The organism is Streptomyces sp. ID05-26A (assembly GCF_033794685.1).
Lineage (GTDB): Bacteria > Actinomycetota > Actinomycetes > Mycobacteriales > Pseudonocardiaceae > Lentzea.
On the sequence record NZ_JARAYZ010000008.1, the window covers coordinates 128,024 to 149,932 of the forward strand.

At 68.4% G+C, this 21,909-nt stretch carries 20 protein-coding genes; 11 read left to right on the plus strand and 9 right to left on the minus strand.

The window, feature by feature from the left end:
- Window positions 1–102 precede the first annotated feature (102 nt).
- The 3 genes from PV646_RS42120 to PV646_RS42130 all read left to right on the plus strand — a co-directional run bounded on the left by PV646_RS42120 (window position 103) and on the right by PV646_RS42130 (window position 5,506).
- Window positions 103–531, plus strand: coding sequence for a MarR family winged helix-turn-helix transcriptional regulator (locus tag PV646_RS42120; RefSeq protein WP_500348482.1), 429 nt, complete (start codon window positions 103–105; stop codon window positions 529–531).
- A gap of 171 nt (window positions 532–702) precedes the next feature.
- On the plus strand, window positions 703–2,907 hold the full coding sequence (locus tag PV646_RS42125) for a HelD family protein (RefSeq protein WP_500348700.1): 2,205 nt from the start codon (window positions 703–705) through the stop codon (window positions 2,905–2,907).
- Window positions 2,908–2,926: 19 nt separating this feature from the next.
- A complete protein-coding gene (locus PV646_RS42130; RefSeq protein WP_500348483.1) occupies window positions 2,927–5,506 on the plus strand; it encodes an NACHT domain-containing protein in 2,580 nt (859 codons plus the stop codon).
- A 6-nt stretch (window positions 5,507–5,512) separates the two neighbouring features.
- On the opposite strand, the gene crcB is transcribed toward PV646_RS42130, so the two are convergent.
- Genes crcB through PV646_RS42145 form a run of 3 tightly spaced genes read right to left on the minus strand, consistent with a single transcriptional unit; the run spans window position 5,513 to window position 6,598 of the window.
- Window positions 5,513–5,851, minus strand: coding sequence for a fluoride efflux transporter CrcB (gene crcB, locus PV646_RS42135; protein WP_500348485.1), 339 nt, complete (start codon window positions 5,849–5,851; stop codon window positions 5,513–5,515).
- Complete coding sequence (locus PV646_RS42140) at window positions 5,848–6,129, minus strand: fluoride efflux transporter FluC (RefSeq protein ID WP_500348486.1); 282 nt, start codon at window positions 6,127–6,129, stop codon at window positions 5,848–5,850. Before PV646_RS42140 ends, crcB begins: the two co-directional genes overlap by 4 nt.
- 25 nt (window positions 6,130–6,154) lie before the next feature.
- A complete protein-coding gene (locus PV646_RS42145) occupies window positions 6,155–6,598 on the minus strand; it encodes a MarR family winged helix-turn-helix transcriptional regulator (RefSeq protein WP_189159962.1) in 444 nt (147 codons plus the stop codon).
- Between the two features lie 57 nt (window positions 6,599–6,655).
- Here PV646_RS42145 and PV646_RS42150 point away from each other — a divergent pair, with 57 nt between their 5' ends.
- From PV646_RS42150 to PV646_RS42160, 3 genes are all read left to right on the plus strand, one after another.
- Window positions 6,656–7,690: an MFS transporter gene (locus PV646_RS42150; RefSeq protein WP_500348488.1), complete on the plus strand. Its 1,035-nt coding sequence runs from the start codon at window positions 6,656–6,658 to the stop codon at window positions 7,688–7,690.
- A 73-nt stretch (window positions 7,691–7,763) separates the two neighbouring features.
- The gene (locus tag PV646_RS42155; protein ID WP_500348490.1) at window positions 7,764–8,567 is read left to right on the plus strand and encodes an SAM-dependent methyltransferase; all 804 of its coding nucleotides are present in this window, start codon (window positions 7,764–7,766) and stop codon (window positions 8,565–8,567) included.
- Window positions 8,568–8,622: 55 nt separating this feature from the next.
- Window positions 8,623–10,596 (plus strand): putative bifunctional diguanylate cyclase/phosphodiesterase, encoded by a 1,974-nt coding sequence (locus PV646_RS42160; protein ID WP_500348491.1) that lies wholly within the window; start codon window positions 8,623–8,625, stop codon window positions 10,594–10,596.
- On the opposite strand, the gene PV646_RS42165 is transcribed toward PV646_RS42160, so the two are convergent.
- Genes PV646_RS42165 through PV646_RS42175 form a run of 3 tightly spaced genes read right to left on the minus strand, consistent with a single transcriptional unit; the run spans window position 10,562 to window position 13,277 of the window.
- Complete coding sequence (locus PV646_RS42165) at window positions 10,562–11,920, minus strand: NAD(P)(+) transhydrogenase (Re/Si-specific) subunit beta (RefSeq protein WP_500348493.1); 1,359 nt, start codon at window positions 11,918–11,920, stop codon at window positions 10,562–10,564. The two genes, PV646_RS42160 and PV646_RS42165, sit on opposite strands and share 35 nt — an antisense overlap.
- Window positions 11,917–12,183: an NAD(P) transhydrogenase subunit alpha part 2 gene (locus PV646_RS42170; protein WP_211335646.1), complete on the minus strand. Its 267-nt coding sequence runs from the start codon at window positions 12,181–12,183 to the stop codon at window positions 11,917–11,919. The genes PV646_RS42165 and PV646_RS42170 overlap by 4 nt, the downstream gene beginning before the upstream one ends.
- Entirely contained in the window at window positions 12,180–13,277 is a 1,098-nt protein-coding gene (locus PV646_RS42175; RefSeq protein ID WP_500348494.1) for an NAD(P) transhydrogenase subunit alpha, read from the minus strand. Before PV646_RS42175 ends, PV646_RS42170 begins: the two co-directional genes overlap by 4 nt.
- 102 nt (window positions 13,278–13,379) lie before the next feature.
- On the opposite strand from PV646_RS42175, the gene PV646_RS42180 reads away from it, so the two are divergent.
- On the plus strand, window positions 13,380–14,588 hold the full coding sequence (locus PV646_RS42180; RefSeq protein WP_500348496.1) for an RNA-guided endonuclease InsQ/TnpB family protein: 1,209 nt from the start codon (window positions 13,380–13,382) through the stop codon (window positions 14,586–14,588).
- Window positions 14,589–14,628: 40 nt separating this feature from the next.
- On the opposite strand, the gene PV646_RS42185 is transcribed toward PV646_RS42180, so the two are convergent.
- From PV646_RS42185 to PV646_RS42195, 3 genes are all read right to left on the minus strand, one after another.
- On the minus strand, window positions 14,629–15,699 hold the full coding sequence (locus PV646_RS42185) for an APC family permease (RefSeq protein ID WP_500348498.1): 1,071 nt from the start codon (window positions 15,697–15,699) through the stop codon (window positions 14,629–14,631).
- Between the two features lie 22 nt (window positions 15,700–15,721).
- Window positions 15,722–16,897: a nitric oxide synthase oxygenase gene (locus tag PV646_RS42190; RefSeq protein WP_500348500.1), complete on the minus strand. Its 1,176-nt coding sequence runs from the start codon at window positions 16,895–16,897 to the stop codon at window positions 15,722–15,724.
- 182 nt (window positions 16,898–17,079) lie between these two features.
- Window positions 17,080–18,153, minus strand: coding sequence for an FAD-dependent monooxygenase (locus PV646_RS42195; RefSeq protein WP_500348502.1), 1,074 nt, complete (start codon window positions 18,151–18,153; stop codon window positions 17,080–17,082).
- Window positions 18,154–18,223: 70 nt separating this feature from the next.
- Here PV646_RS42195 and PV646_RS42200 point away from each other — a divergent pair, with 70 nt between their 5' ends.
- The 4 genes from PV646_RS42200 to PV646_RS42215 all read left to right on the plus strand — a co-directional run bounded on the left by PV646_RS42200 (window position 18,224) and on the right by PV646_RS42215 (window position 21,856).
- Window positions 18,224–18,760: a TetR/AcrR family transcriptional regulator gene (locus PV646_RS42200; protein ID WP_500348503.1), complete on the plus strand. Its 537-nt coding sequence runs from the start codon at window positions 18,224–18,226 to the stop codon at window positions 18,758–18,760.
- A 125-nt stretch (window positions 18,761–18,885) separates the two neighbouring features.
- Window positions 18,886–20,427: an ABC-F family ATP-binding cassette domain-containing protein gene (locus PV646_RS42205; protein ID WP_500348505.1), complete on the plus strand. Its 1,542-nt coding sequence runs from the start codon at window positions 18,886–18,888 to the stop codon at window positions 20,425–20,427.
- Between the two features lie 32 nt (window positions 20,428–20,459).
- A complete protein-coding gene (locus PV646_RS42210) occupies window positions 20,460–21,668 on the plus strand; it encodes a cytochrome P450 (RefSeq protein WP_500348507.1) in 1,209 nt (402 codons plus the stop codon).
- A complete protein-coding gene (locus PV646_RS42215) occupies window positions 21,665–21,856 on the plus strand; it encodes a ferredoxin (protein ID WP_189159952.1) in 192 nt (63 codons plus the stop codon). The genes PV646_RS42210 and PV646_RS42215 overlap by 4 nt, the downstream gene beginning before the upstream one ends.
- The last annotated feature ends 53 nt before the right edge of the window (window positions 21,857–21,909 follow it).

A 21,909-nucleotide genomic window follows, 5' to 3' on the forward strand; every position in this document is an offset into this window, starting at 1 on the left:
AGAAACGTCACCCCAACGCTCACCCTGACGGCCCTCGTCCGAGGCGGTTCATCACGCAGCGCTATCCACGATCGGGGGACAGATCTTTTCTAGACTGAGGACATGAGCATCGATCAGCTTCTGCGCCTTCCCAGCTACCTGATGCTCGGGCTGGTGCGTGAAGCTCGCCGGATCGGGCGCGCTGATCTGCGCGGGCCGCACCTGACGGTGCTCGCGTACCTGTCCGAGCAGGAGGCCGTGGCGCAGAAGCGGATCAGCGACCGGGTGCGGATGGACCCGAGCGACCTCGTGTCGGTGCTCGACGAGCTCGAGGGGTTGGGGTTCGCCCAGCGCAGACGCGACGAGAAGGACCGGCGCCGGTTCACCGTGTCGATCACCGACGGGGGCAGGCTGGCCCTGCGCGAACGCCTGGAGACGGCCCGGGCGCATGAGGAAGAGCTGCTGGCGCCGTTGACGCCGCACGAGCGCGATACGTTGGCCAAACTGCTGCGTAAGGCCTACCTGCACCACGCGGATATGCGTGTAGATTAGACAGTCTGCGCTCACGCGAACCCGGCGCAGGCAGGACTTGTTTTGCACAACTACAGGGCTGAATCGGAATAAAGTCCGACACGGCACTGTATCGAGAAATGAGGCAAGTTGTCAAGCCCCTCCGATGACCTCCGGCTCGCCGAAATGGAGCCGGAGCAGGAATACGTGGCCATGTTGTACGGCCGGCTCGACGACCTCCGTGAACAGACGTCGAAACGACTCGCACAATCGTTGCGACAAACCGGCGGCACGCACCAGATGCGGTCCGAGCGCGACACCTCCGTCGCGATGTACACAGATCAACTGACCCAGTACAGCGCGGTCGAGAACGGACTCGCGTTCGGTCGGCTCGATTTCCACAACGAAGACCGCTTCTACATCGGCCGAATCGGTCTGTTCGACGAGGACAAGGATTACGAGCCGCTGCTGATGGACTGGCGGGCGCCCGCCGCCAGGCCGTTCTACCTCGCGACCGCCGCCTCCCCCGACGGCGTTCGGCGGCGCAGGCACCTGCGGACCCGCTCGCGCAAGGTGATCGGTCTCGACGACGAGGTCCTCGACATCAACTCGGTCGACCGCTCGGCCAAGGACAGCCTGACCGGCGAGGCGACCCTGCTGGCGGCGCTGAACGAGTCGCGCACCGGCCAGATGAGCGACATCGTCGCGACGATCCAGGCGGAGCAGGACAAGATCATCCGGTCCGAGCTCAACGGCGTCGTCGTCGTGCAGGGCGGACCGGGCACGGGCAAGACCGCCGTGGCGCTGCACCGAGCCGCATACCTGCTGTATACACACCGTCGACAGCTGGCGAAACGCGGTGTTCTGGTGGTCGGCCCGAACACGACGTTCCTGCGGTACATCAGTCAGGTGCTGCCGTCGCTCGGTGAGACGGGCGTACTCCTGTCCACGGTCGGCGAGCTGTACCCGAACCTGACCGCCACGGGCCGCGAATCCGCGGGAGCCGCCGCCGTCAAGGGTCGTCTCGAAATGGCCGACGTGATCGCCGCGGCCGTGCGCGACCGTCAGGAGGCGCCGCCGTCCGTCGAGATCCGCTTCGACAACGACGTGCTGCGCCTGGACCGGCGCGTGATCGCCGAGGCCCGGGGCAGGGCCCGCCGGACCCGCCGTCCGCACAACGAGGCCCGCCGCACGTTCGCCCGCGAGATCATCTCGTCGCTGTCGGGCATGGTGGTGTCGAGGCTCGGCGGGCACCTGCTCGACAAGGCGGACGTGGACGACATCCGCCGCGAGCTGCGCGAGTCCGCGGAGGTGCAGGCCGCGATCTCGTCGCTGTGGCCGGTGCTGACGCCGTTCTCGCTGCTCTCGGAGCTCTACCGGAACCCGAAGCGCCGCAACCGCGCGATGGTGAAGTTCACCCGCGAGGAACGCGATCTGCTGCAGCGTTCCCACGACGACTGGACGCCGGCCGACGTGCCGTTGCTGGACGAGGCCGCCGAACTGCTCGGTGAGGACGACACGGAGGCCAAGGCCCGCGCCGAACGCCAGCGCCGCCAGGCCGTCGAGTACGCGCAGGGGGTGCTCGACATCCTCGACCTGGACGACGACGCGGACCCGGACATGCTGACGGCCACGGACCTGATGGACGCGTACCGCCTGGCCGAGCGGCACGGCGTCGACCGCTACGAGACCGCCGCGGAACGTGCCGCGGCAGACCGCACCTGGACGTTCGGCCACATCATCGTGGACGAGGCCCAGGAGCTGTCGGCGATGGCGTGGCGCACGTTGATGCGCCGTTGCCCCAGCAAGTCCATGACGGTCGTCGGTGACATCGCGCAGACGGGTGACATCGGCGGTGCGACCTCCTGGGGTTCCGTGCTGTCGCCGTACGTGCAGAACCGTTGGCGTCTCACGGAGCTGACGGTCAACTACCGCACGCCGGCCGAGATCATGGAGGTGGCCGCGGACGTGCTCGCCTCCGTCGACGCCTCCCTGGTGCCGCCGACGTCGGTGCGGGAGACCGGCGTGGCCCCCTGGGTGTCCGCGGTGTCGTCGCTCTCGTCCGAGGTGCCCGCGCTGATCGCACGCGAGGTCACGGCGGTGGGCGACGGCAAGGTCGCGGTGATCGTGCCGGCCGCGCTGCTGCCGTCCGTCGGCTCCTCGATCGCCGCCGCGGTGCCGAGTTCGTCGGTGGGCAACGAACTGGAAGAGGCCCAGGTCGTGGTGCTCGGCGTGACCGACGCCAAGGGCCTGGAGTTCGACTCGGTCGTCGTGGTCGACCCGGCCGGCATCCTCGCCGAGTCGCCACGCGGGGCGTCGGACCTGTACGTCGCACTGACCCGCGCGACGCAACGACTCGGCGTAGTGCACACCGCGGCGCTGCCCGATGTGCTATCCCGGCTGAAGGACGTTTCGTAACGAACGTTTGGAGGTCTGGGTGGCGAGTGTGGACGCGGCGGTCGGCCGCATCGTGGTGTCCGTCAAGAACCAGCTCGCCACCCAGCTCTCCCAGCTCGTCCCTCCCCCGCCGCCCGGCGTCGACCCGGTGCTGCTGACCTACCTCGAGTCCCCGGACTTCGCGGAGGTGGCACGCCAGGTCGTGCTGTGGAGGGCGATGCGCGGCTCACTCGACACAACGCTCTTCGCCGACCTCCGCGAGCACATCGTGCAGGGCCTTCGCCATGCCGGCGTCTCCGGTGACCCGCTGGCGGTGCTGACCGCCCTCGCAGACGCGGAACCGTTGCGCGCGGACGCCCTCGACACCCCGACCGCCGTGTCGGTAGCGCACTTGGCGAGCGCCGCCACGCACAACCGCCTGCTGCTGCGCCGCGCGCCGTCGCTGGCCGACTTCCACTCCTACGCCGGCCAGTTGCGCGCCCAGGTCGTCGCCGCGCACGCGGAGATGCGGTTGCCGCACATCGGGGTCAGCCGCACCGTGCCGTACCGCGAGCTCTACGTGCGGCCGACGCTGAACCCCAACCTCTCGGTCGACGACCTGAGCCTGCCCGGCCGGCGCACCGTGCTGCTCGGCGATCCGGGCGCGGGCAAGTCGACGCTGGCGGCGAAGCTCGCGCACGACCTGGCTCTCTCGGACGACCGCGTCCCGTTCCTGTTGGTGCTGCGCGACTTCACGCCGTGGTTCCGCCAGGGCGGCCGCGAGTTGTTGAGGTACCTGGAACAGGTCTGTTGCGACCCGTACAACCTCTCCCCACCGCGCGACGGCGTGGAATACCTGCTGCGCAACGGCCGCGCGGTCGTGATCCTCGACGGCCTGGACGAACTCGTGGAGCCCGAACTGCGGCGCCGGGTCGTGCGTCTGATCGAGGGCTTCGCACACCAGTACCCGCTGACGCCGATCGTCGTCACCGCACGCAAGGTCGGCTACTCCGAAGCCCCTTTGAGCTCCTCGCTGTTCACCCAGGGCACCGTCGACGAGTTCGACACCGACCAGGTCACGGCCTACGTGTCCAGCTGGTTCGCCCTGGACGCCGCCACTCCTGCGGCCCGCCGAGCACTGCTGGCCGAGTCGTTCGTGGCGGAAAGCGCCGAGATCGCCGAACTCCGCCGCAACCCGTTGCTGCTGGCCCTCTTGTGCACCATGTACTCCAGCGAGCACTACCTGCCGCGCAACCTCGCCGCGGTCTACGAGCGTTGCGCCGTAATGCTCTTCGACCGCTGGGACTCGATGCGGGGCATAGCGCCACCCGTGCAGTTCCAGGGCCGTCTGCGCGGAGCCGTTCAGCACCTGGCGTGGTTCCTGTTCACCAGCACCTCGGGCCGGGCCCTCCCCCGCAGCCGCATCGTCCGTCTGCTCTCCGAGTACCTCGTCTCGAAGTCCTTCGACACCGACGACGCCTCCGCGGCGGCCGAGGAGTTCGCCGAGTTCTGCACCGGCCGCGCCTGGATCCTGACCGACGTGGGCGCGACCCGCAACGAGCCTCTGTTCGGCTTCACCCACCGCACTTTCATGGAGTACTTCGCCGCGGAACGCATGGTGCGCAAGCACACCGACGCGTCGTCGCTGTGGGGTGCGCTGCGACCGCACATCACCGAGGGCGCGTGGGACGTGATCTCCCGCATCGCGCTGCAGCTGCACGACCGCAACGTGGACGACGGCGCCGACGAGGTCCTGGTGCTGGCGCTGGCGGAAGGCAGGACGAGCTTCGCGGCGAGCGCGCTTCAGTACGTGACCCCTCGGCCGGACGTCGTGGACAGGATCACCCGCGCCTGCCTGCACGAGGCGATGTCCGTCCCGGCCGACGACCGCGTGACCTACTCCCGGGTGTTCCTGCTGATCAAGGAAGACGTTCCCCTGCAGATGTGCCTGGGCCACAGCCTGCCCGCCAACACCGGCTTCGCCCACGGCGCGCTTCTGGACGAGGCCGCGAAGCTCCACGGGGAGGGGAACTCCACGTTCGGGAGCTTCGTCCGGGGAATGATCAGCTGCGGCCCTCCGGAACTGCAACGCGCACTGCGGCAGATCTTCCAGCGCGAGGGCGGCCGGTACGCGGCGCTCGGACGCTGGCCTTTCCAGCAACAGACGGACAGCCTGGACGACCTCACGGTGTTCGTGGGCGACCACGGTGCGCGTGTCCTGTTCGAACACCACACCTACCTCGGCGGCATCCTCCCGTCGCCGGCGACGACGTTGTTGTCTCCTCTGGCCTCGTCACTCGATCGCTCGCAAGCTGCGGAGCTGGTTCGCGTGATCGCGCGCAAGTCCGGCTCGTCGTGGATCTCCCACGAAAGCTGGGCCCGTACGTACGACCCGGCCTGGTCACCACAGCTCACACCGCACGACGAGCTCGGCATCGAGCTCAAGTACCTGCTGTGCCTGCCCTATCTCGAGAGGCTGGCCGACCACCTCTCCGACCCGCCGTTCGAGCTGACAGCAGACCTTCGCGAGCTCGTCACCAGCCGCGGTACCGGTTCCTGGCGACCTCCGGCGGCGATGTCCGAGGACATGGCCACCCTCCTGACCCGATGGACCAACAGAGGCTTCGACGTCTTCGAATAGGAGCGGTCAGCGCGCCAGGGCCAGACCAACAGCCGCCGCACCAACGCCCAGCACAACGCTGACGACCACGTTCAGCAAGGCGGACCGGTACTTCTCCGCCTCCAGCAGCTTCACCGTCTCGTAGCTGAACGTCGAGTACGTCGTCAGCCCTCCGCAGAACCCGACCCCGAGCAGCGGCATCCAGGACGTCCCCACGACAAACCCGATCAACAAGCACCCAACGACGTTCACGACCAGAGTCCCGAACGGGAAATCCACGGAGTGCCGCGACTGCACGAACCGGTCCAGCAGGTACCGAGCCGGAGCCCCGAGCGCAGCACCGAGGAACACCACCAGCACGGTCACCGAGTCACCCGCAACCCGAGAAACGCCGCCAGCACAGCACAAACGGGCGTAGCCAACAGCGCCCAAGACCACGACGCGGCATAGGACGAGAACGTCGTGAACCCGCCCAGCACCCCGACCCCGAAGAACGCCCGCACCAACGGCCGGGGCACGGTCCCCATCAGCACACCGATGAGGAACGACCCCAGCACGTTGATCAGAAACAGCCCCCAGGCCCCCGGTACGAGCAACGACAGCCCGTAGCGCGCCACCCCGCCGAGCCCGCCGCCCAGCGACACGAGCGCGACGAAACGGAGGCCAGGATCAGGCTGAGGGTTCGGCAAGGTGCTCCACCAGGTGGTCCAGGGCCTTCAGCGCGCGCACGACGTCCTCGCGCTCGGACGACTCCAGCTTGCCCAGGGCGGCGCCGATCCGCTTCTCGTGTTCGCGCTGCCACACGAGCAGCTGTTCGTGTCCACGGGGTGAGACGGATAGTCGCGCTACCCGCCTGTCCTTGGGGTCTCCGCCCCGGACCACTAGGCCCGAGTCGATCAGTTGGGACACCAGGCCGGACACGGTGTTGGGGGCCAGGCGCAGTGCGGCGGCCAGGTCGCCCACCTTCATCGGCGGGCGCTCCGCGAGGGTCTGCAGCAGCTCTACCTGCGCCATCGGCAGGGATTCCCACGGCCAGTCGGCCCGGATGCTCGTCCGCAACGCCCGGCGCAGGCGAGTGACGACGTCGGTGAGCGTGCGAGCTTCGTCTGACATGCGGAAATACTACTGAACTCACGGCAATAGCTCGGTGTCAGATATAATCGGCTTACGATGAACTGGTTCGTCACGGAGTCGCCCCGGCCGGCGTGGATCGCGCGTCGGTCGTACGCGCCGTGGCTGGTCATCGCGACGGTCTGCTTCGGCGCGTTCATGGGGCAGCTCGACGCCTCGATCGTCACGCTGGCGTTCCCCGCCATGAGCGCGCACTTCCACGCCGATCCGGAGTGGATCTCGCTCAGCTACCTGATCACGCTCGTGGGTCTGCTCGTCCCAATGGGCAGGATCGCCGACCGGGTCGGGCGCAAGATCGTCTACATCTACGGCTTCGCGTTGTTCACGGGAGCGTCCATCGCCTGCGTGTACGCGCCGGGGTTCGACGCGCTCATCGCGGCTCGGGTCGCCCAGGCCGTGGGAGCGGCGATGTTGCAGGCCAACAGCGTCGCGCTGGTGACGACGGCGGTCGCGCCCGAGAAGCGACGCAAGGCGCTCGGTGTCCAGGCCGCGGCGCAGGCGGCCGGGCTGGCGGCGGGACCGTTGCTCGGCGGGTACCTCACCGAGAACTTCGGGTGGCAGGCCGTGTTCGCGATCAACGTGCCGATCGGGGTCGTGGCCATGATCGCGGGTCACTACCTGTTGCCCCGCACGAAGACCAGGAGTGACAAGGGCAAACCGACGTGGAAGGTGCTGCCTGGGCTTGCGGGTGTGCTGCTCACCTACGCCGCGTTGTTCGCGCCTATGACGTTGCTGCCGTTCACCCTGCAACAACCGTTGGCACATATAGGACTCACGGTGGCCGCGTTGCCGCTAGGGTTCGCGATCGCGGCCACGTTGCTGAGCAGACCGGGCATCGAGGTCGGTGTGCTGATCGCGGGTGTGGCGTTGCTCCTGCCTGTGCCGCTGGTGGTTCAGCTCGTCGTCGCGGGCGTCGGGCTCGGGATCATCGCGCCGTCGTGCACGAAACGGGTGATGGGCGTGCTGCCGGAAGGGTCCGCGGGGGTCGGGAGCGGGCTCGTCAACGTCGCGCGGGGACTCGGGACGGCACTGGGCGTCGCCGTGGCGACGCTGCTGATTCACACTTTCCAGTGATAGCAGCGGTTCTGCTGCTCCAATAGGGCCCCTGCACTGCCGCGCACGGGTGTCGTCTCAGTAGCCTGGGCGCATGGCTGAACGGGTGACCTGGGTTCCGGAAGGCATCGACACGGGCAGGCCGAGCGCCGCGCGCCTCTACGACTACCTGCTCGGGGGCGGGCACAACTTCGCGGCCGATCGGGCGCTCGCGGAGAAGTTCCTGCAGGCCCAGCCGAACGCCCGCGCGATCGCCCGGCTGAACAGGGCGTTCCTGCGGCGGGCCGTGCTGTTCATGATCGACGAGGGCATCCGCCAGTTCCTCGACCTCGGCTCCGGCATCCCGACGGTCGGCAACGTGCACGAGATCGCGCAGAAGGCCGACCCGGAGGCGCACGTCGTCTACGTGGACTTCGAGGAGGTCGCGGTCGCGCACAGCCAGCTCATCCTGGAGCAGGACCCGCGCGCGACGATCATCCAGGAGGACATGACCAGGCCCGAGGCGGTGCTGCAGGCGGCACGGCACAGCGGCCTGATCGACTTCTCGCTGCCCGTCGGGGTGCTCACGGCCGGCGTCTTCCACTTCGTGCCACCGCAGGCCGACCCGAAAGCGATCGTGGCGGCCTACCGCGACGCCGTGCCCGCGGGCAGCTACCTCGCGGTCTCGCAGTTCACCCACGACCTGCAGCCCGAGGAGATGGCCGGGATCGTCGAGGTCATGAAGAAGAGCCAGAACCCGATGTACCCGCGCTCGAAGAGCGAGATCGAGGGGCTATTCGACGGGTTCGAACTGGTGGAGCCGGGCATCGTGCCGACGCCGTTGTGGCGGCCCGAGCCCACGAACACCGATGATCCGGACAAGGCGGGCATCTACGCGGCCGTCGGCAGGAAGCTGTAAGTACGCCTGTCGTTGTTGGCCGTGAGGCGGTCGATCCGTACGCTCTGTGAACAGGATGGAACTTCCGGAGCTCGCCGCCCGCTGGATGCACGCGTTGACGTCGACCGCGTACATCCCGCTGTCTCACGCCGAAATCGAGCAGGCTCTGCTCGATTCGCTGCATGAGCTGCGGGAGTCACCCGAATCGGTTGCCTATCGATTGGTGTCACTGCACGCGACCGGGCCCGACTCGTTGCGGGCCACGATCGAGGTCCTTTCGCCCACCTTCGAACTACCCGTGCTGGCCCGGCTGAGCTCCGCGTACGCGCAGGCGATGCGGATGGACGCGTTCGACCAGCAGGAGCAGATCAAAGTCGCGATAGTGCGGGCCAAGCAGCGGGTCGAACGCACGCTGAAGGTCAGCCAGGCGCGGTTCCAGGAGGTGTTCGACTCCGCCGCACTGGGCATCGCGATCACGGACCTCACCGGCAGGTGCGTCGAAGCGAACGACACGCTCGCCGAGATCGTGGGCCTCGGGTCGGGCGACGACCTCACGAACCGGGACCTGCGCGACTTCTACCACCCCGAGGACCTGGCCGCCCTGGGCTCCTCGTACCGCAAGGTGAGCGAAGGCCACCTCGACAGGTTCCGCGACCAGCGCAAACTCATCCGCGCCGACGGTGAGCCGGTGTGGGTGCACCTCGTCGTCTCGGTGCTGCGCGACGCGGACGGCCGGCCGACCCACCACGTGACGATGGTCGAGGACATCAGCGAGCTGCACCTGTTGCAGCGCAACCTCGACCACCAGTTGCTGCACGACTCGCTCACCGGCCTGTCGAACCGCCAGCACTTCATCTCCCAGGTCGAACGGCAGCTCGACGGCGAGCCGATCACCTTGTACCACCTGGATCTGGACGCGTTCTCGGTCGTCAACAACGGCCTGGGCCACGAGACCGGCGACAAGTTGCTGAAGATCGTCGCGGGCCGCCTGGGCAAGCTCGCCGCCGAGAAGAAGGCGGTGGTGGCGCGCATCGGCGGAGACGAGTTCGCGTTGATGACGGTCTCGGACCACGTCACCTCGACGGTCGAGGAGATCCAGGACGCGCTCGGCGAACCGACCTTTGTGGACGATCACGGCATCGCGCTGTCGGCGAGCATCGGCGTGGTCGACCGCCCGCCGTCGTTCGCGACCGCCTCCGAACTGATGCGCTGCGCCAACTCCGCGTTGCGCCAGGCGAAGGCGCGCGGCAAGCGGCAGTGGGCGTTGCACGACCCGCACGACGACGCGCGCCGCCGAGGCAAGTACGCGCTGGCCGCGTCCATGCCGGGCGCGTGGGAGCACGGCGAGATCGAGATCGTCTACGCGCCGGTGCACGACCTGGAGACGCATGAGGTGCTCGGCGCCGTCGCCCGGCTGCACTGGGACGACCTGAGCCACAACGACACGATGGCGCTGGCCGACTCGACGGGCCTGTCGCTGCCGATCGGCAGGTGGTTGCTGCGCGAGGCGTGCGCTCAGGCCGCGAGATGGGTCGAGGAGTTCGGTGACGGGGCGCCCACGCTGCACATCGCGTTGGGCGCCTTGCAGTCCCGCGACGAGGACCTGGTCGCCGACGTCAAACGGGCGCTCGACGAGACCGGCCTCCCGCCCGAACGGCTCCGGATCGCGCTCGACATCTCGTCGGTGCTGGCCGGGGACGACAACATGGCGGTGCTGCACGACAGCGGCATCGTCACGGCCCTGGACGGGTTCCGCGGCGGCCACGACGAACTGGCCGTGCTGACCGAGGTACCGGTCCGCTCGGTGATCACCCGCGCGCCCGCGCCCAGCCCGGACTCCCCGCTGCACCAGGCGATGCGCGCGTTGATCTCGACCGTGCACGGCTTCGGCGTGCGGTTCGGCGTCGACGAGGTGCACACCCTCACCGACGCCGAGCACTGGCGCCAGGCCGGCGCGGACGGCGTGATCGGGCTGCTGCCCGCCCTGTCCGCGGCCGAGGTCACCGAACTGCTGGTTACAGCTGCTTCACCGCCGCCAGAAGCTTCGTGAGCGAGTCCTTCGCGTCCCCGAACAGCAGTGTCGTCTTCGGGTTGTAGAGCAACTCGTTGTCCACGCCCGCGAAACCCGGCCGCATCGAGCGCTTCATGAACACCACGGACTTCGCGCGGTCCACGTCGAAGATCGGCATGCCGTAGATCGGACTGGACGGCTCGTCCCGCGCACCCGGATTCACCACGTCGTTCGCACCGACCACCACGGCCACGTCGACCGACGTGATGCCGGGGTTGACGTCGTCGAGCTCCTTGAGCTGCTCGTACGGCACGTCCGCCTCGGCCAGCAACACGTTCATGTGCCCCGGCATGCGCCCCGCGACCGGATGGATCCCGTACGCCACCGACACCCCACGCCGTTCGAGCTGCGACACGAGTTCCCGCACGGCGTGCTGCGCCTGCGCGACGGCGAGTCCGTAACCGGGCACCACGACGACGTTGTTCGCGTATCCCAACAGGATCGCGACGTCCTCGACCGTGCCCGACTTGACCGTCCGCTGCTCTTCCCCCTGCGCGACAACGGTTGTCGCCTTGAAGGCACCGAACAGGATGTTCGCGAGCGAACGCCCCATCGCCTGCGCCATCAACCGGGTCAGGATGGTGCCGGACGCGCCGACGAGCGTGCCCGCGACGATCAGCAGCGTGTTCGCCAGCACGTACCCCGACGCCGCGACCGCGAGGCCGGTGAACGCGTTGAGCAACGAGATCGCGATCGGCACGTCCGCACCGCCGACCGGCAGCACGAACAGCACACCGAGCGCGAGCCCGACCACCGCCAGCAACCACAGCAGGAACCCGTTCGGCACCGCCATCGTCAACGCGCACAGGGCAACCGACGAGACACCGGCCGCGATCGCCAGCTGCTGCCCGGCCGGCAACAACACCGGGCGGGTCGTCATCAGCTCCTGCAGCTTCAGGAACGTGACCACAGAACCGGAGAAGCTGACCGAGCCGATCAGCACCGTCAGCACGGTCGCCAGCCGGAACATCACCGTCGTGTCCGGCACCGCGAAGAACTCCGCCAGCGCCACCAACGCCGCCGCCGCGCCACCGACGCCGTTGAACAGCGCCACCATCTGCGGGATGGCCGTCATCTTCACCGAGCGCGCGGCCGGAATGCCCACGACGACACCGAGTGCGATGGCGATCAGGATCCACAGTCCGTTGTGGACGACGCCGTGGAGGTACGCGGTGACGACGGCGACCAGCATGCCGAACGCGCCGATGAAGTTGCCGTAGCGCGCGTATTTGGGCGAGCTCAGGCCTTTCAGCGCCAGGACGAAGCACACCGACGCGACGAGGTACATCAGCTGGACCGTCATCTCTTGAACATCTCCAGCATCCGGTCGGTCACCACGAACCCGCCGACGACGTTGACCGTGGCCAGGAAGACCGCGACCAACCCCAGCACGAGCTCCAGCGTGCTCTCGGCGGACCCCGTGATCAGGATCGCGCCGACCAGGATCACGCCGTGGATGGCGTTCGCACCGGACATCAGCGGTGTGTGCAGGATCGTGGACACCTTCGAGACCACCTCGAAGCCCACGAACACGGCCAGCACGAAGATCGTCAGCAGGTCGATCACGGCGACTCCTTGCGGATCTGACCGTCGTGGGTGAGGCAGCAGCCGTCGAGCACCTCGTCCGAGAGGTCCGGCGCCACGGCTCCGTCCGCGATCATGAGCTTGAGCAGGTTCAGCACGTTGCGCGAGTAGAGCTTGCTCGCGTGCACCGGCATGGACGACGGCAGGTTCAACGCGCCGTGCACGAGCACGTCACCGACCCAGGTCTCTTGTCCCGCAACGGATCCCGCGTAGTTGCCGCCGGACTCCGCCGCCAGGTCGACCACGACGGAGCCGGGCGCCATGGCCTTGAGCATGTCCGTCGTGACGAGGACCGGGGCCTTGCGGCCGGGGATGGCGGCCGTGGTGATCACGACGTCGGACGCCGCCACGTGCTCGCCGATGAGTTCTCGTTGGCGTTCCAGGAACTCCTCGGACTGCACGGACGCGTAGACGCCGGACTGGGTCTCCAGTTCGAGTTCGAGGAACTTCGCGCCGAGGCTGCGGACCTCCTCCCCCGCCGCCTTGCGCACGTCGTACGCCTCGACGACGGCGCCGAGCCTGCGCGCGGTCGCGATCGCCTGCAGTCCGGCGACTCCGGCTCCGAGCACCAGCACCTTCGCCGGCGGCACGGTGCCGGCGGCGGTGGTGAACATCGGCAGGAAGCGCGGTAGTCGTTCGGCGGCGACCAGGACGGCCCGGTAGCCCGCCACCAAAGCCTGCGAGGACAGGGCGTCCGCGCTCTGGGCCCTGGTCACGCGGGGCAGCAGGTCGAAGCTGAACGACGTCACCCGGCGGTCGCGGTAGACCTCCAGGAGTGCTCGCTCATTGGCCGGCTGCAGGAAGCTGATGGTGATGGCGCCAGGTTTCAACGCGGAGGCCTGGTCGATGGTCAACGGCTGCACGGACACGACGACGTCGGATTCCGACGTCGGGTCCTCGGGTGTCACCGTCGCCCCTGCCGCGCGGTACGCGGCGTCGAGGGCGTGGGCGTGACGCCCGGCGCCTTCCTGTACGTGCACGGTCAGTCCAGCGTCGACCAGCGACGTCACCGTTTCCGGTACGCAGGCGACTCGGCGCTCGGCGGGCCGCGACTCTGCGGGGGTTCCCACTTTCACCGTACGCACGTTACGCGATCAAAGGTGACCTGGGCCACATCACAGTTGCCAGAAGCGCGATCACCCGATCGGGGTGAACATCTGTTCGACATGGTCACCTGCATGGCGGAGCAGTCGAGTGTGGCCCGGTACACCTACCGGCTGCGCCTGTCTTCGTCCGCGCGCCGCATGTTGCTGACCGAGTGGGATCGCTGCCGATGGGTGTGGAACCAGTGCGTGGCGCGGTCGCGTGAGACCCATGCGTACAACCGCGAGAATCCTGGCTACCCGCGCACGTGCGGTCCGGCACAGTTGGACAAACTCCTGACAGGCTGGCGTGCCGAGCATGAGTGGTTGCGAGCAGGCTCGTCGGTTGCCCAGCAGCAGGTCGTCCGAGATTTCGGTGGGTCGCGCGCCAAGGCGCTCAAGGACGTACGGGAGCGGGTACCGCAGTGGCAGCGCGCCGGGATGCCGCACTTCAAGAAGCGATCCCTGGCCGAGCCGACACTCAACTACACCCAACGCGGGTTCCGGTTGCGCGACGGAGTACTACGACTGGCGGGCGGAATCGCGGTGAGGCCGTTGTGGTCGCGGGAGTTGCCCGCCGCGCCGTCGTCAGTGCGCGTTCACCACGACAACCTCGGCCACTGGTACTGCTCCTTCGTCGTCCGGACACACGTCCAGGCCTTGCCCCTGACCGGCCGGGTGATCGGCATCGACTGGGGTGTGAAGGAACTCGCCACCACCACCAGCGACGCCTACGACCTGCCGCACCCTCAGCACGGCAAGAAGGCCGCGAAGGGCATGGCGCGGTATCAGCGGATGATGGCCCGTCGCCGCCCGGCGAAGGGCCGGCCCGGCTCGAAGGGCTACCACGCAGCCAAGCGGCAAGCGGCGAAGATCCAGAAGATGGTCGCCCGACGACGACAGGACACCGGCCGCAAATGGGCCAAGCAGGTTGTTCGCGACCATGACGCGCTAGCCGTGGAAAACTTCCGGCCGAAATTCCTGGCGAAGTGCGCTATGGCCCGCAAAGCCGCGGACGCCGCGATCGGCGCCACCAAGCGTGAGCTGATCACGATGGCCCGCAAGCACGGCCGCGATCTGCGGCTGGTGGACCCGAAACACACCACGATGGACTGCGCGGCATGCGGTGCGAGAGCCAAGCACGCCTTGCCACTGCACGAACGGACCTACACCTGCACGTCGTGCGGGGCCGTGTCTCCCAGAGACAAGAACTCCGCAGCGATAATGCTGATCCTGGCAGGTTTGAACCCGGTCGGTGATGACGGCACAAGACCTGCTCGTCCGCCGGACGAGCAGGCAGCCTGAGCCGAGAATCCCCACACAGCCCGTACAGGGCGGGGAGCCTTCAAAGTTGCCAGAGCACCGCACCGGCGAGGATCAAGCACCCTGCCAGCCCAATCGCGGGCACGACGCGCTTACCGAGCGTCCACGCGCTGGCGTTGGCGATCGCGTAGTAGAGCAGCACGCAGAACGAGCTGAACACGATCGCGCGCGTGACGTCGACGGTGAGCACCAGCCCGATCGCCACGAGTCCGGTGGCGATCTCGGCCCAGCGCAGGTCGGCCATGAACCCCGGCAGCCTGCGGTCGCGCGCCATCGCCAGCGCGGTCCGGCTCACCCCGAGCTGCAACGAGAGCAACGAGCCCAAAGCGGCCAGGCACGCGGCCACCCGGATCACGGGCGCGAGCGACGGCGACACGTCGGCCAGGGTCGACGAAGCCAGATCAGCACCCAACGCGTTCAGCGCCACCACGGCCACGACCGCGTAGACGACCAGTGTGATGCCCAAGGAGACGACCACGGCGCGTGGAATCGTCCTTGCGGGTTCGCGCACCTCCTCTCCTATGGTCGCGATGCGCGCGTAGCCGGCGAACGCGAAGAACAGCAGCGCGGCGGCGGGAAGGATTCCTGTGGGCAGGAACTCCGCCGGCTGCACAGCTCCTCGCGCCGTGACGGACGTCAGCACCAGCACGAACACCACAGCGATCACGATGACGCGAGTGACCAGCGCGGACTTCTGGACACCGGTCAGGTTCAGCACGGTCAGCGCCACGATCGCCGCGACCGCGACGGGTTTCGGCCAGCCCGCGTAGGCGCCTACCGTCAACGCCATGGCGGCGCACGACGCCGTCTTGCCCAGCACGAACGCCCAGCCCGCCAGGTCGCCCCACACGCGCCCGAGTCGTTCGCGGCCGTAGACGTACGTGCCGCCGGACTGCGGGTAGCGGGCGGCCAGCCAGGCGCTCGACAACGCGTTGCAGCAGGCGATCGCGCCCGCGATCACCAGCGACACGAGCAACGCGGACCCGGCCGCCGCCGCGGCCGGGGCGAACACGGCGAACACTCCGGCGCCGATCATCGAGCCGAGCCCGACGAACACGGCGTCGGTCAGCGTCAGGCTGCGGGTGAGCTGCACCCGGTCAGTGTGCCGCCAAAGATCAATGGGGCACAGGGCACCCGGAAGGCTTGCCGGCGGGGAAGAAGTTCGGCAGCAGTTCCTCCGAGTCGTAGTAGCGGTGGTACACCGGCGTGATCCCGCCCGACACGGGTGGCACGATCCACGACCAGTCCGCGGGGCAGGTGCGTCCGGCGGCCTCCTCCTTCTCCAGGTGTGTCAGGAACCTCTGCGACTCGGTGTGGTGGTCCGTGATCGTGACCCCGGCCTCCGCGAACGAGTGCAGGACGGCGCGATTGAGCTCCACCAGGGCTCGGTCGCGCCACAACGTCGCCTCCGACGACGTGTCCAGGCTCATTCGCTTGGCGAGGTACGGCAGCAGGTCGTAGCGGTCGTGGTCGGCGAGGTTGCGGGCGCCGATCTCGGTGCCCATGTACCAGCCGTTGAACGGCGCCGACGGGTAGTCGATGCCGCCGATGCGCAGGCGCATGTTGCTGATGGCGGGCACGGCGTGCCATTTGACGCCGAGCGCTCCCAGCCACGGGAAGTCCGGGTGCGACAGCGGGACTTCCAGCACGTCGTCGGCGGGGATCTCGACGAGTGCGGGCTCGTGGCCCTTGCAGGACACCATGAGCGGCAGCACGTCGAACGGGCCGCGCGTGGCGGGCGGTTTCCAGCCGCGCTTCATCGCGAGTTCGGTCAGCGCCAGGTTCCGCGCGTCGCCGAGCACTCCGCCGTCGGTACCGCGGTAGGCGGCGTAGCGGATGATCTGCTCGTTGACGATCTGCGGCGCGTGCGTGCCGGGCTCGGCCGGGGCGAAGACCGTGATGACGGGCCGGATCTTGCCCTTGTTCGTGGCCACGCGGAGGTGTTCGACGCATTCCTTCGCGACGTCGGTGGGCGTCGACACCTCGCGCTGGTCGCGCACTTTCAAGCTCCGCCAGTAGAGACGGCCGATGCAGCGGGAGCTGTTGCGCCAGGCCACCCGTGCGCCGAAGGTCAGTTCGGCGGTCGTGTGGCGGTAGGTGCCGGTCGCGGCGATCTCCGCGTGCACCTCGGCCAGCCTGGCCTCGACTGGACCGAGGTCCGGATGTTCGGCGTGGTGCTGTCGGACGAAGTCCTCAGCCTCGGCGATGTCGATCTCGCCGGTGTTCTCGACCTGCGCCGGGGGAAGCGCCGTGAGGGAACGGGGCAACACATCAGTCGGGACGGGGGTCATGGCGAGCGACCGTAGTTGCGCTTTCGTGGAGCGGAAACCGCCTGTCGCGTTACGCCATCTGGATCACTGACGCACGTCCGATACGCACAGCGATTACTTGATACAGCAACCGGGTGACAAACAGTGGGACAAAGAGTGGTTTTCGACTGTTATCTGGCCGAGACCAAACATTGACCGGTGATTCAGTTCACCGCTGGATTCGACCCGTTCGAGTGAACTTCGGTCGGCATCTCCCACGCGGAGAACTGAGTCATCCCTCGAATTGCCAACGAAGGTGGCATCGCGCGGAACACGAAGTTGCGCAACGCCAAGGCGATCGGCGACCGCATCTCGATCCCGAACCTGCCCGCCATCCGCGATCCCTTCCAGACGGACCGCGTGCGCGGCCGTCGCAAAGCGTCGTAGCGCGCGAGATCACCGTTGCACAGAGCCAAAGTCACCGCGTCCTCCAACGCCATGCACGCGCCCTGCCCGAGGTACGGCGTCATCGCGTGCGCCGCGTCGCCGAGCAACGCGACCCGTCCCTTGACGAACGTCGGCAGCAACGGCAGCTGGTAGATGTCGTGCCGGATCACGTCCGGGGTCGACGCCAGCAACTCGGGCAGCGGGTCGTGCCACCGGGCGAACAACGACACCGGATCGAGGTCGGCGCCGGCGGGCGCGACGGCCGCGACGTACCAGCAGACCCGGCCGTCCCCCAGCGGCAGGATGCCCGCCTCCCCGCCAGGACCGAGCGTCTGCGAGATGGGCAGGTCGTACGGTCCCGGCGCCACTCCTCGCCACGCCGTCGCCCCCGCGTACTCCGGTCCCGGCGCGCCGGGCAGCATTTCCGCGCGGAGCCGGCTGTTGATGCCGTCCGCCGCCACCACGACGTCGGCGTCCAGGTCTTCGGTGCTGGTCACCTCGGCGTCGGTGAACAGGATCTCCGGCGGCAACGCGCGCAGCAGGACGCCGTGCAGGTCGGCGCGGTGCATCGCGATGACCTTCTCCTGGCCCACGTCGGGCACGTGCACGAGCCAGCGCCCGTCGTCGGACCGGACGCCACCCGACACGCGGGGCGTGCCCAGCCGCAGGATCTCGTCGTCGAGGCCCATCCACTCCAACGCCCGCAGCGCGTTCGGCATCACGCCGACACCGGCGCCGATCTCGCCGAACGCGGCTGCGCGCTCGTGGACGACGACCTCCCACCCGACGCGGCGCAACGACACCGCCGTCGCCAGCCCGCCGATGCCGCCGCCCACCACGATCGCCTTCATCGCTTCCTCCTCTACAGGTGTAGAGGACACTACACCTGTAGACTACAGCTGTAGAGAGACGGGAACCACAGTGCGCCGAGAGCTCATCACCGACACCGCGATCCAGCTCGTCGCCGAGGAGGGCATGCGAGGGCTCACCCACCGCGCGGTCGACCGGCGGGCGGGTCTGCCGGAAGGCTCCACCAGCGCGTACTTCCGCACGCGCAAGGCGTTGATCGAGGGGTTCGTCGAGCGGCTCGCGGACCAGGAGCGGCTCGACGTGGTGCCCGATCCCCACGACGTCGCGGGCAGCATCGCGAGGACGCTCGACAGCTGGCTGGTCGAGCGGAACAGGACGCTCGCGAGGTACGCGGCGATGCTCGAGGCCACGCACCACCCCGAGCTGAAGTCGATCCTCGTCCACTCCCCGCGTGAGCAGGCCACGGCGCTCGCGAAGATGCTGGGCCACGAGGATCCCGAACGGGCGGGGGCGCACTTCACGGCGTTCCTGGAGGGCCTGCTGTTCTACCGGCTCGTCGGCGGCGGCAGCACGGTCGGGCCGGCTCCCGGCACCGAGGAGAGCGTGCTGGACCTCAAGAACGCCGTCGAAAAGGCGTTGCGACCGTAAGTACCGTGGGTTTCATGGGATTCGGGTACGGGGTCTTCTACCTCTGATCAAGGACGTGTGCCCCCGCGCAACACGTCCTGATTTCGCGTACCCAAAAGAGGATCCCCGTGCGTTCGCATGTTCATTTGACGACCCAAGATCTCACCAAGGGCTATGAGGCCGGGCCCGTCGTCGACGGCATCTCGCTGACGGTCTCCGCGGGCCGGCGTCTCGGCATCATCGGCGAGAACGGCCGCGGCAAGACCACCCTCCTCCGCCTGCTCGCCGAAGACCTGGTGCCGGACCAGGGAACTGTCACCCGGCACGGCTCGTTGAGCCTGGTGCAACAGGAAATGCCGTTCCACGAAGGCGAAACGGTGGGCGACCTGCTGGCGGAGGCGTTGCGCGAGAGCCGAGAGGCGCTGTCCGAACTGGACGCTGCCGCGACGCCGTTCGACGAGGAGCGTTACGAGAAGGCCCTGTCCCACGCGGAGAACATCGAGGCCTGGGACGCCGAGCGCCGCGCCGAGATCGCGCTCAAGGCCCTCGACGCCGACCACGACAGGTCCGTGGAACTCCAGCGGCTCAGCGTGGGTCAGCGCTACCGCGTGCGACTCGCGTGCCTGCTCGCCGAACGCGCCGACGTCCTGCTGCTGGACGAGCCGACCAACCACCTCGACGCGGGCGCGCTGGCGTTCCTGACCGAACGCCTGCAACAGCACCACGGCGTCGTGGTGCTCGTGAGCCACGACCGCACGTTGCTGGACGAGGTCTGCACCCAGCTGCTCGACCTCGACCCGTCCCCGGACGGCGAGGTGCACCTGCACGGAGGCGGCTACCGGGCGTTCAAGGAGGCCAAGCGCGTCGAACGTCAGCGGTGGGAGCAGCGGTTCGCCCAGGAGGGGGCCGAGCACGACGAGCTGGCCGAGAAGGTCGACCGCGCCCAGGCCCGTCTGAAGGACGGCTGGCGCCCTCCGAAGGGCACGGGCAAGCACCAGCGCACGACGCGTGCGGCGAACAAGATGCGCACCGTCGCCCGCAGGCTCGAAGAGCTGGGCGATCAGCGCGTCGGCGCTCCCCCGCCCCCGTTGCGCTTCACGCCGCCGGAGCTGGAGGCGAGTGGCGACCTGCTGCACGCCACCCCGCTCGAAGTGCCAGGGAGGCTGCGCCTCACCGAGCCGATCTCGCTCAGCGCGGGCGAGAAGCTGCTGATCACCGGCCCGAACGGGGCGGGCAAGTCGACGTTGCTGGGCGTGCTCGCCGGTCGCGTCGAGCCTGCCCGCGGCACGGTGCACCACGTCGGCCGGGTCGCGCTGCTGGCCCAGGAGTCGGCGTTCGAGGACGAGGACGCGACGGCGGTCCAGCTGTGTTCGCGCGTGGAGGACATCGGTCTGCTCAGAGGGAAAGACCTGGTGCGCCCGGTCGGCCGCCTGTCCACTGGGCAACGCAGGCGCCTGGAGCTGGCGATCCTGCTGAGCGGCTCACCGCACGTCCTGCTCCTCGACGAACCGACCAACCACCTGTCGATCACCCTGGTCGACGAGCTGACGGAGGCCCTTCACCAGACCAGCGCCGCCGTGGCCGTCGCGACGCACGACCGGCAGATGCGGACGGATTTCGGCTCATGGCGGTCCGTGACCCTGAATTTGCCTTCACGAAGTCATGAAACTTCTGTAGCTTCGAAATAGGTCTTCTGCCGAGCACTCGGGAGGTGTGCGAGATGACCGAACTGATCTCCGACAAACTGCCCACGACGCGCCAGACCCCGTTCGACCCGCCCGTCGAGGTCACCCGGATCCGCGAGCAGGCCCGCATCAGCAGGCTGAAGTTCGCCGACGGTCACCTCGGCTGGCTCGTCACCGGGCATCACCAGGTGCGCGAGGTGCTGGGGAGCCCGAAGTTCACCAACGACCCCGCCCAGCACCACCTGCTGGACGTCAGGTTCCAGGGCGAGGCGCCGGCGGAGAAGCGCAAGGTCGAGCCGGGCATGTTCCTGAACCAGGACCCGCCGGACCACACCCGGCTGCGCAGGATGCTGCAGGGCCAGTTCACCGTCCGGCGGATGAACCAGCTGTCCGAGTGGATCGGCACGATCGTCGACGACCAGCTCAAGCACCTGCGCACGTTCGACGGTCGCGCGGACCTCGTGAAGGAGTTCGCGCTTCCGGTGCCGTCGCTGGTGATCTGCGCGATTCTCGGCGTCGACTACGACGAGCGGCACAGGTTCCAGGAAGACACGACGAAGTTGCTGAGCCTGGAGTCGACGTTCAAAGAGGCCATGGAGGCCATGGCGCGCATCCAGGTGTTCATGCGCGAGCTGATCGTCCGCAAGAAGGCGGACCCGGGCGACGACATGATCAGCGACCTGCTCGCCACCGGTGAGCCGACCGACGAGGAAGCGTCGAACATGGCGCTGCTGCTCCTGCTGGCCGGCCACGAGACCACGGCGAACATGCTGGGCCTGGGCACGTTCACGCTGCTGCGGCACCCGGAACAGCTCCAGATCCTCAAGGACGAACCGGACGTCGTGGACAACGCCGTCGAGGAGCTGATGCGGTACCTGTCGATCATCCACTTCGGACCGACGCGCACCGCCGTCGAGGACGTGGAGATCGACGGCCACCTCATCAAGGCGGGCGACACCGTCGTGATGCACATGCCCGCCGCGAACCGCGACCCGGAGAAGTTCCCCGGCAACCCGGAGGAGCTCGACCTGCGCCGCCCGGCGAGCGGGCACGTGGCGTTCGGGCACGGCATCCACCAGTGCCTGGGTCAGCAGCTCGCGCGCATCGAGATGCGGATCGGTTTCTCCAGGCTGTTCCAGGAGTTCCCGGACCTGCGTCTCGACATCGATCCCGAGGAGGTGCCGCTGCGCACCGACATGGGCATCTACGGGGTCCACTCGCTGCCAGTAGCGTGGTCGGCATGAAGATCTCCGTCGACCAGACGAAGTGCTGTGGTTCGGGCATGTGCGTCCTGACCGACCCGGACCTGTTCGACCAGAGCGAGGAGGACGGCACGGTGCTGCTCCTCGTCGAGCACCCGGACGCCGAGCACGAGGCCACCGCGAAGGAAGCGGCGGGCCTCTGCCCGGCGGGTGCGATCACGGTCAGCTGATCCGCCGCACGTCGGACCGCCAGGCGACATCAGTGCCCCGTCGCCTGGCGCCG

What these genes read in the sequence shown, in the direction of transcription:
- PV646_RS42120 (WP_500348482.1), top strand. Translation starts at nt 103, where the DNA reads ATGAGCATCGATCAGCTTCTGCGCCTTCCCAGCTACCTGATGCTCGGG.
- PV646_RS42125 (WP_500348700.1), top strand. Translation starts at nt 703, where the DNA reads ATGTTGTACGGCCGGCTCGACGACCTCCGTGAACAGACGTCGAAACGA.
- PV646_RS42145 (WP_189159962.1), bottom strand. Translation starts at nt 6,598, where the DNA reads ATGTCAGACGAAGCTCGCACGCTCACCGACGTCGTCACTCGCCTGCGC.
- PV646_RS42150 (WP_500348488.1), top strand. Translation starts at nt 6,656, where the DNA reads ATGAACTGGTTCGTCACGGAGTCGCCCCGGCCGGCGTGGATCGCGCGT.
- PV646_RS42155 (WP_500348490.1), top strand. Translation starts at nt 7,764, where the DNA reads ATGGCTGAACGGGTGACCTGGGTTCCGGAAGGCATCGACACGGGCAGG.
- PV646_RS42160 (WP_500348491.1), top strand. Translation starts at nt 8,623, where the DNA reads ATGGAACTTCCGGAGCTCGCCGCCCGCTGGATGCACGCGTTGACGTCG.
- PV646_RS42165 (WP_500348493.1), bottom strand. Translation starts at nt 11,920, where the DNA reads ATGACGGTCCAGCTGATGTACCTCGTCGCGTCGGTGTGCTTCGTCCTG.
- PV646_RS42180 (WP_500348496.1), top strand. Translation starts at nt 13,380, where the DNA reads ATGGCGGAGCAGTCGAGTGTGGCCCGGTACACCTACCGGCTGCGCCTG.
- PV646_RS42190 (WP_500348500.1), bottom strand. Translation starts at nt 16,897, where the DNA reads ATGACCCCCGTCCCGACTGATGTGTTGCCCCGTTCCCTCACGGCGCTT.
- PV646_RS42195 (WP_500348502.1), bottom strand. Translation starts at nt 18,153, where the DNA reads ATGAAGGCGATCGTGGTGGGCGGCGGCATCGGCGGGCTGGCGACGGCG.
- PV646_RS42210 (WP_500348507.1), top strand. Translation starts at nt 20,460, where the DNA reads ATGACCGAACTGATCTCCGACAAACTGCCCACGACGCGCCAGACCCCG.
- PV646_RS42215 (WP_189159952.1), top strand. Translation starts at nt 21,665, where the DNA reads ATGAAGATCTCCGTCGACCAGACGAAGTGCTGTGGTTCGGGCATGTGC.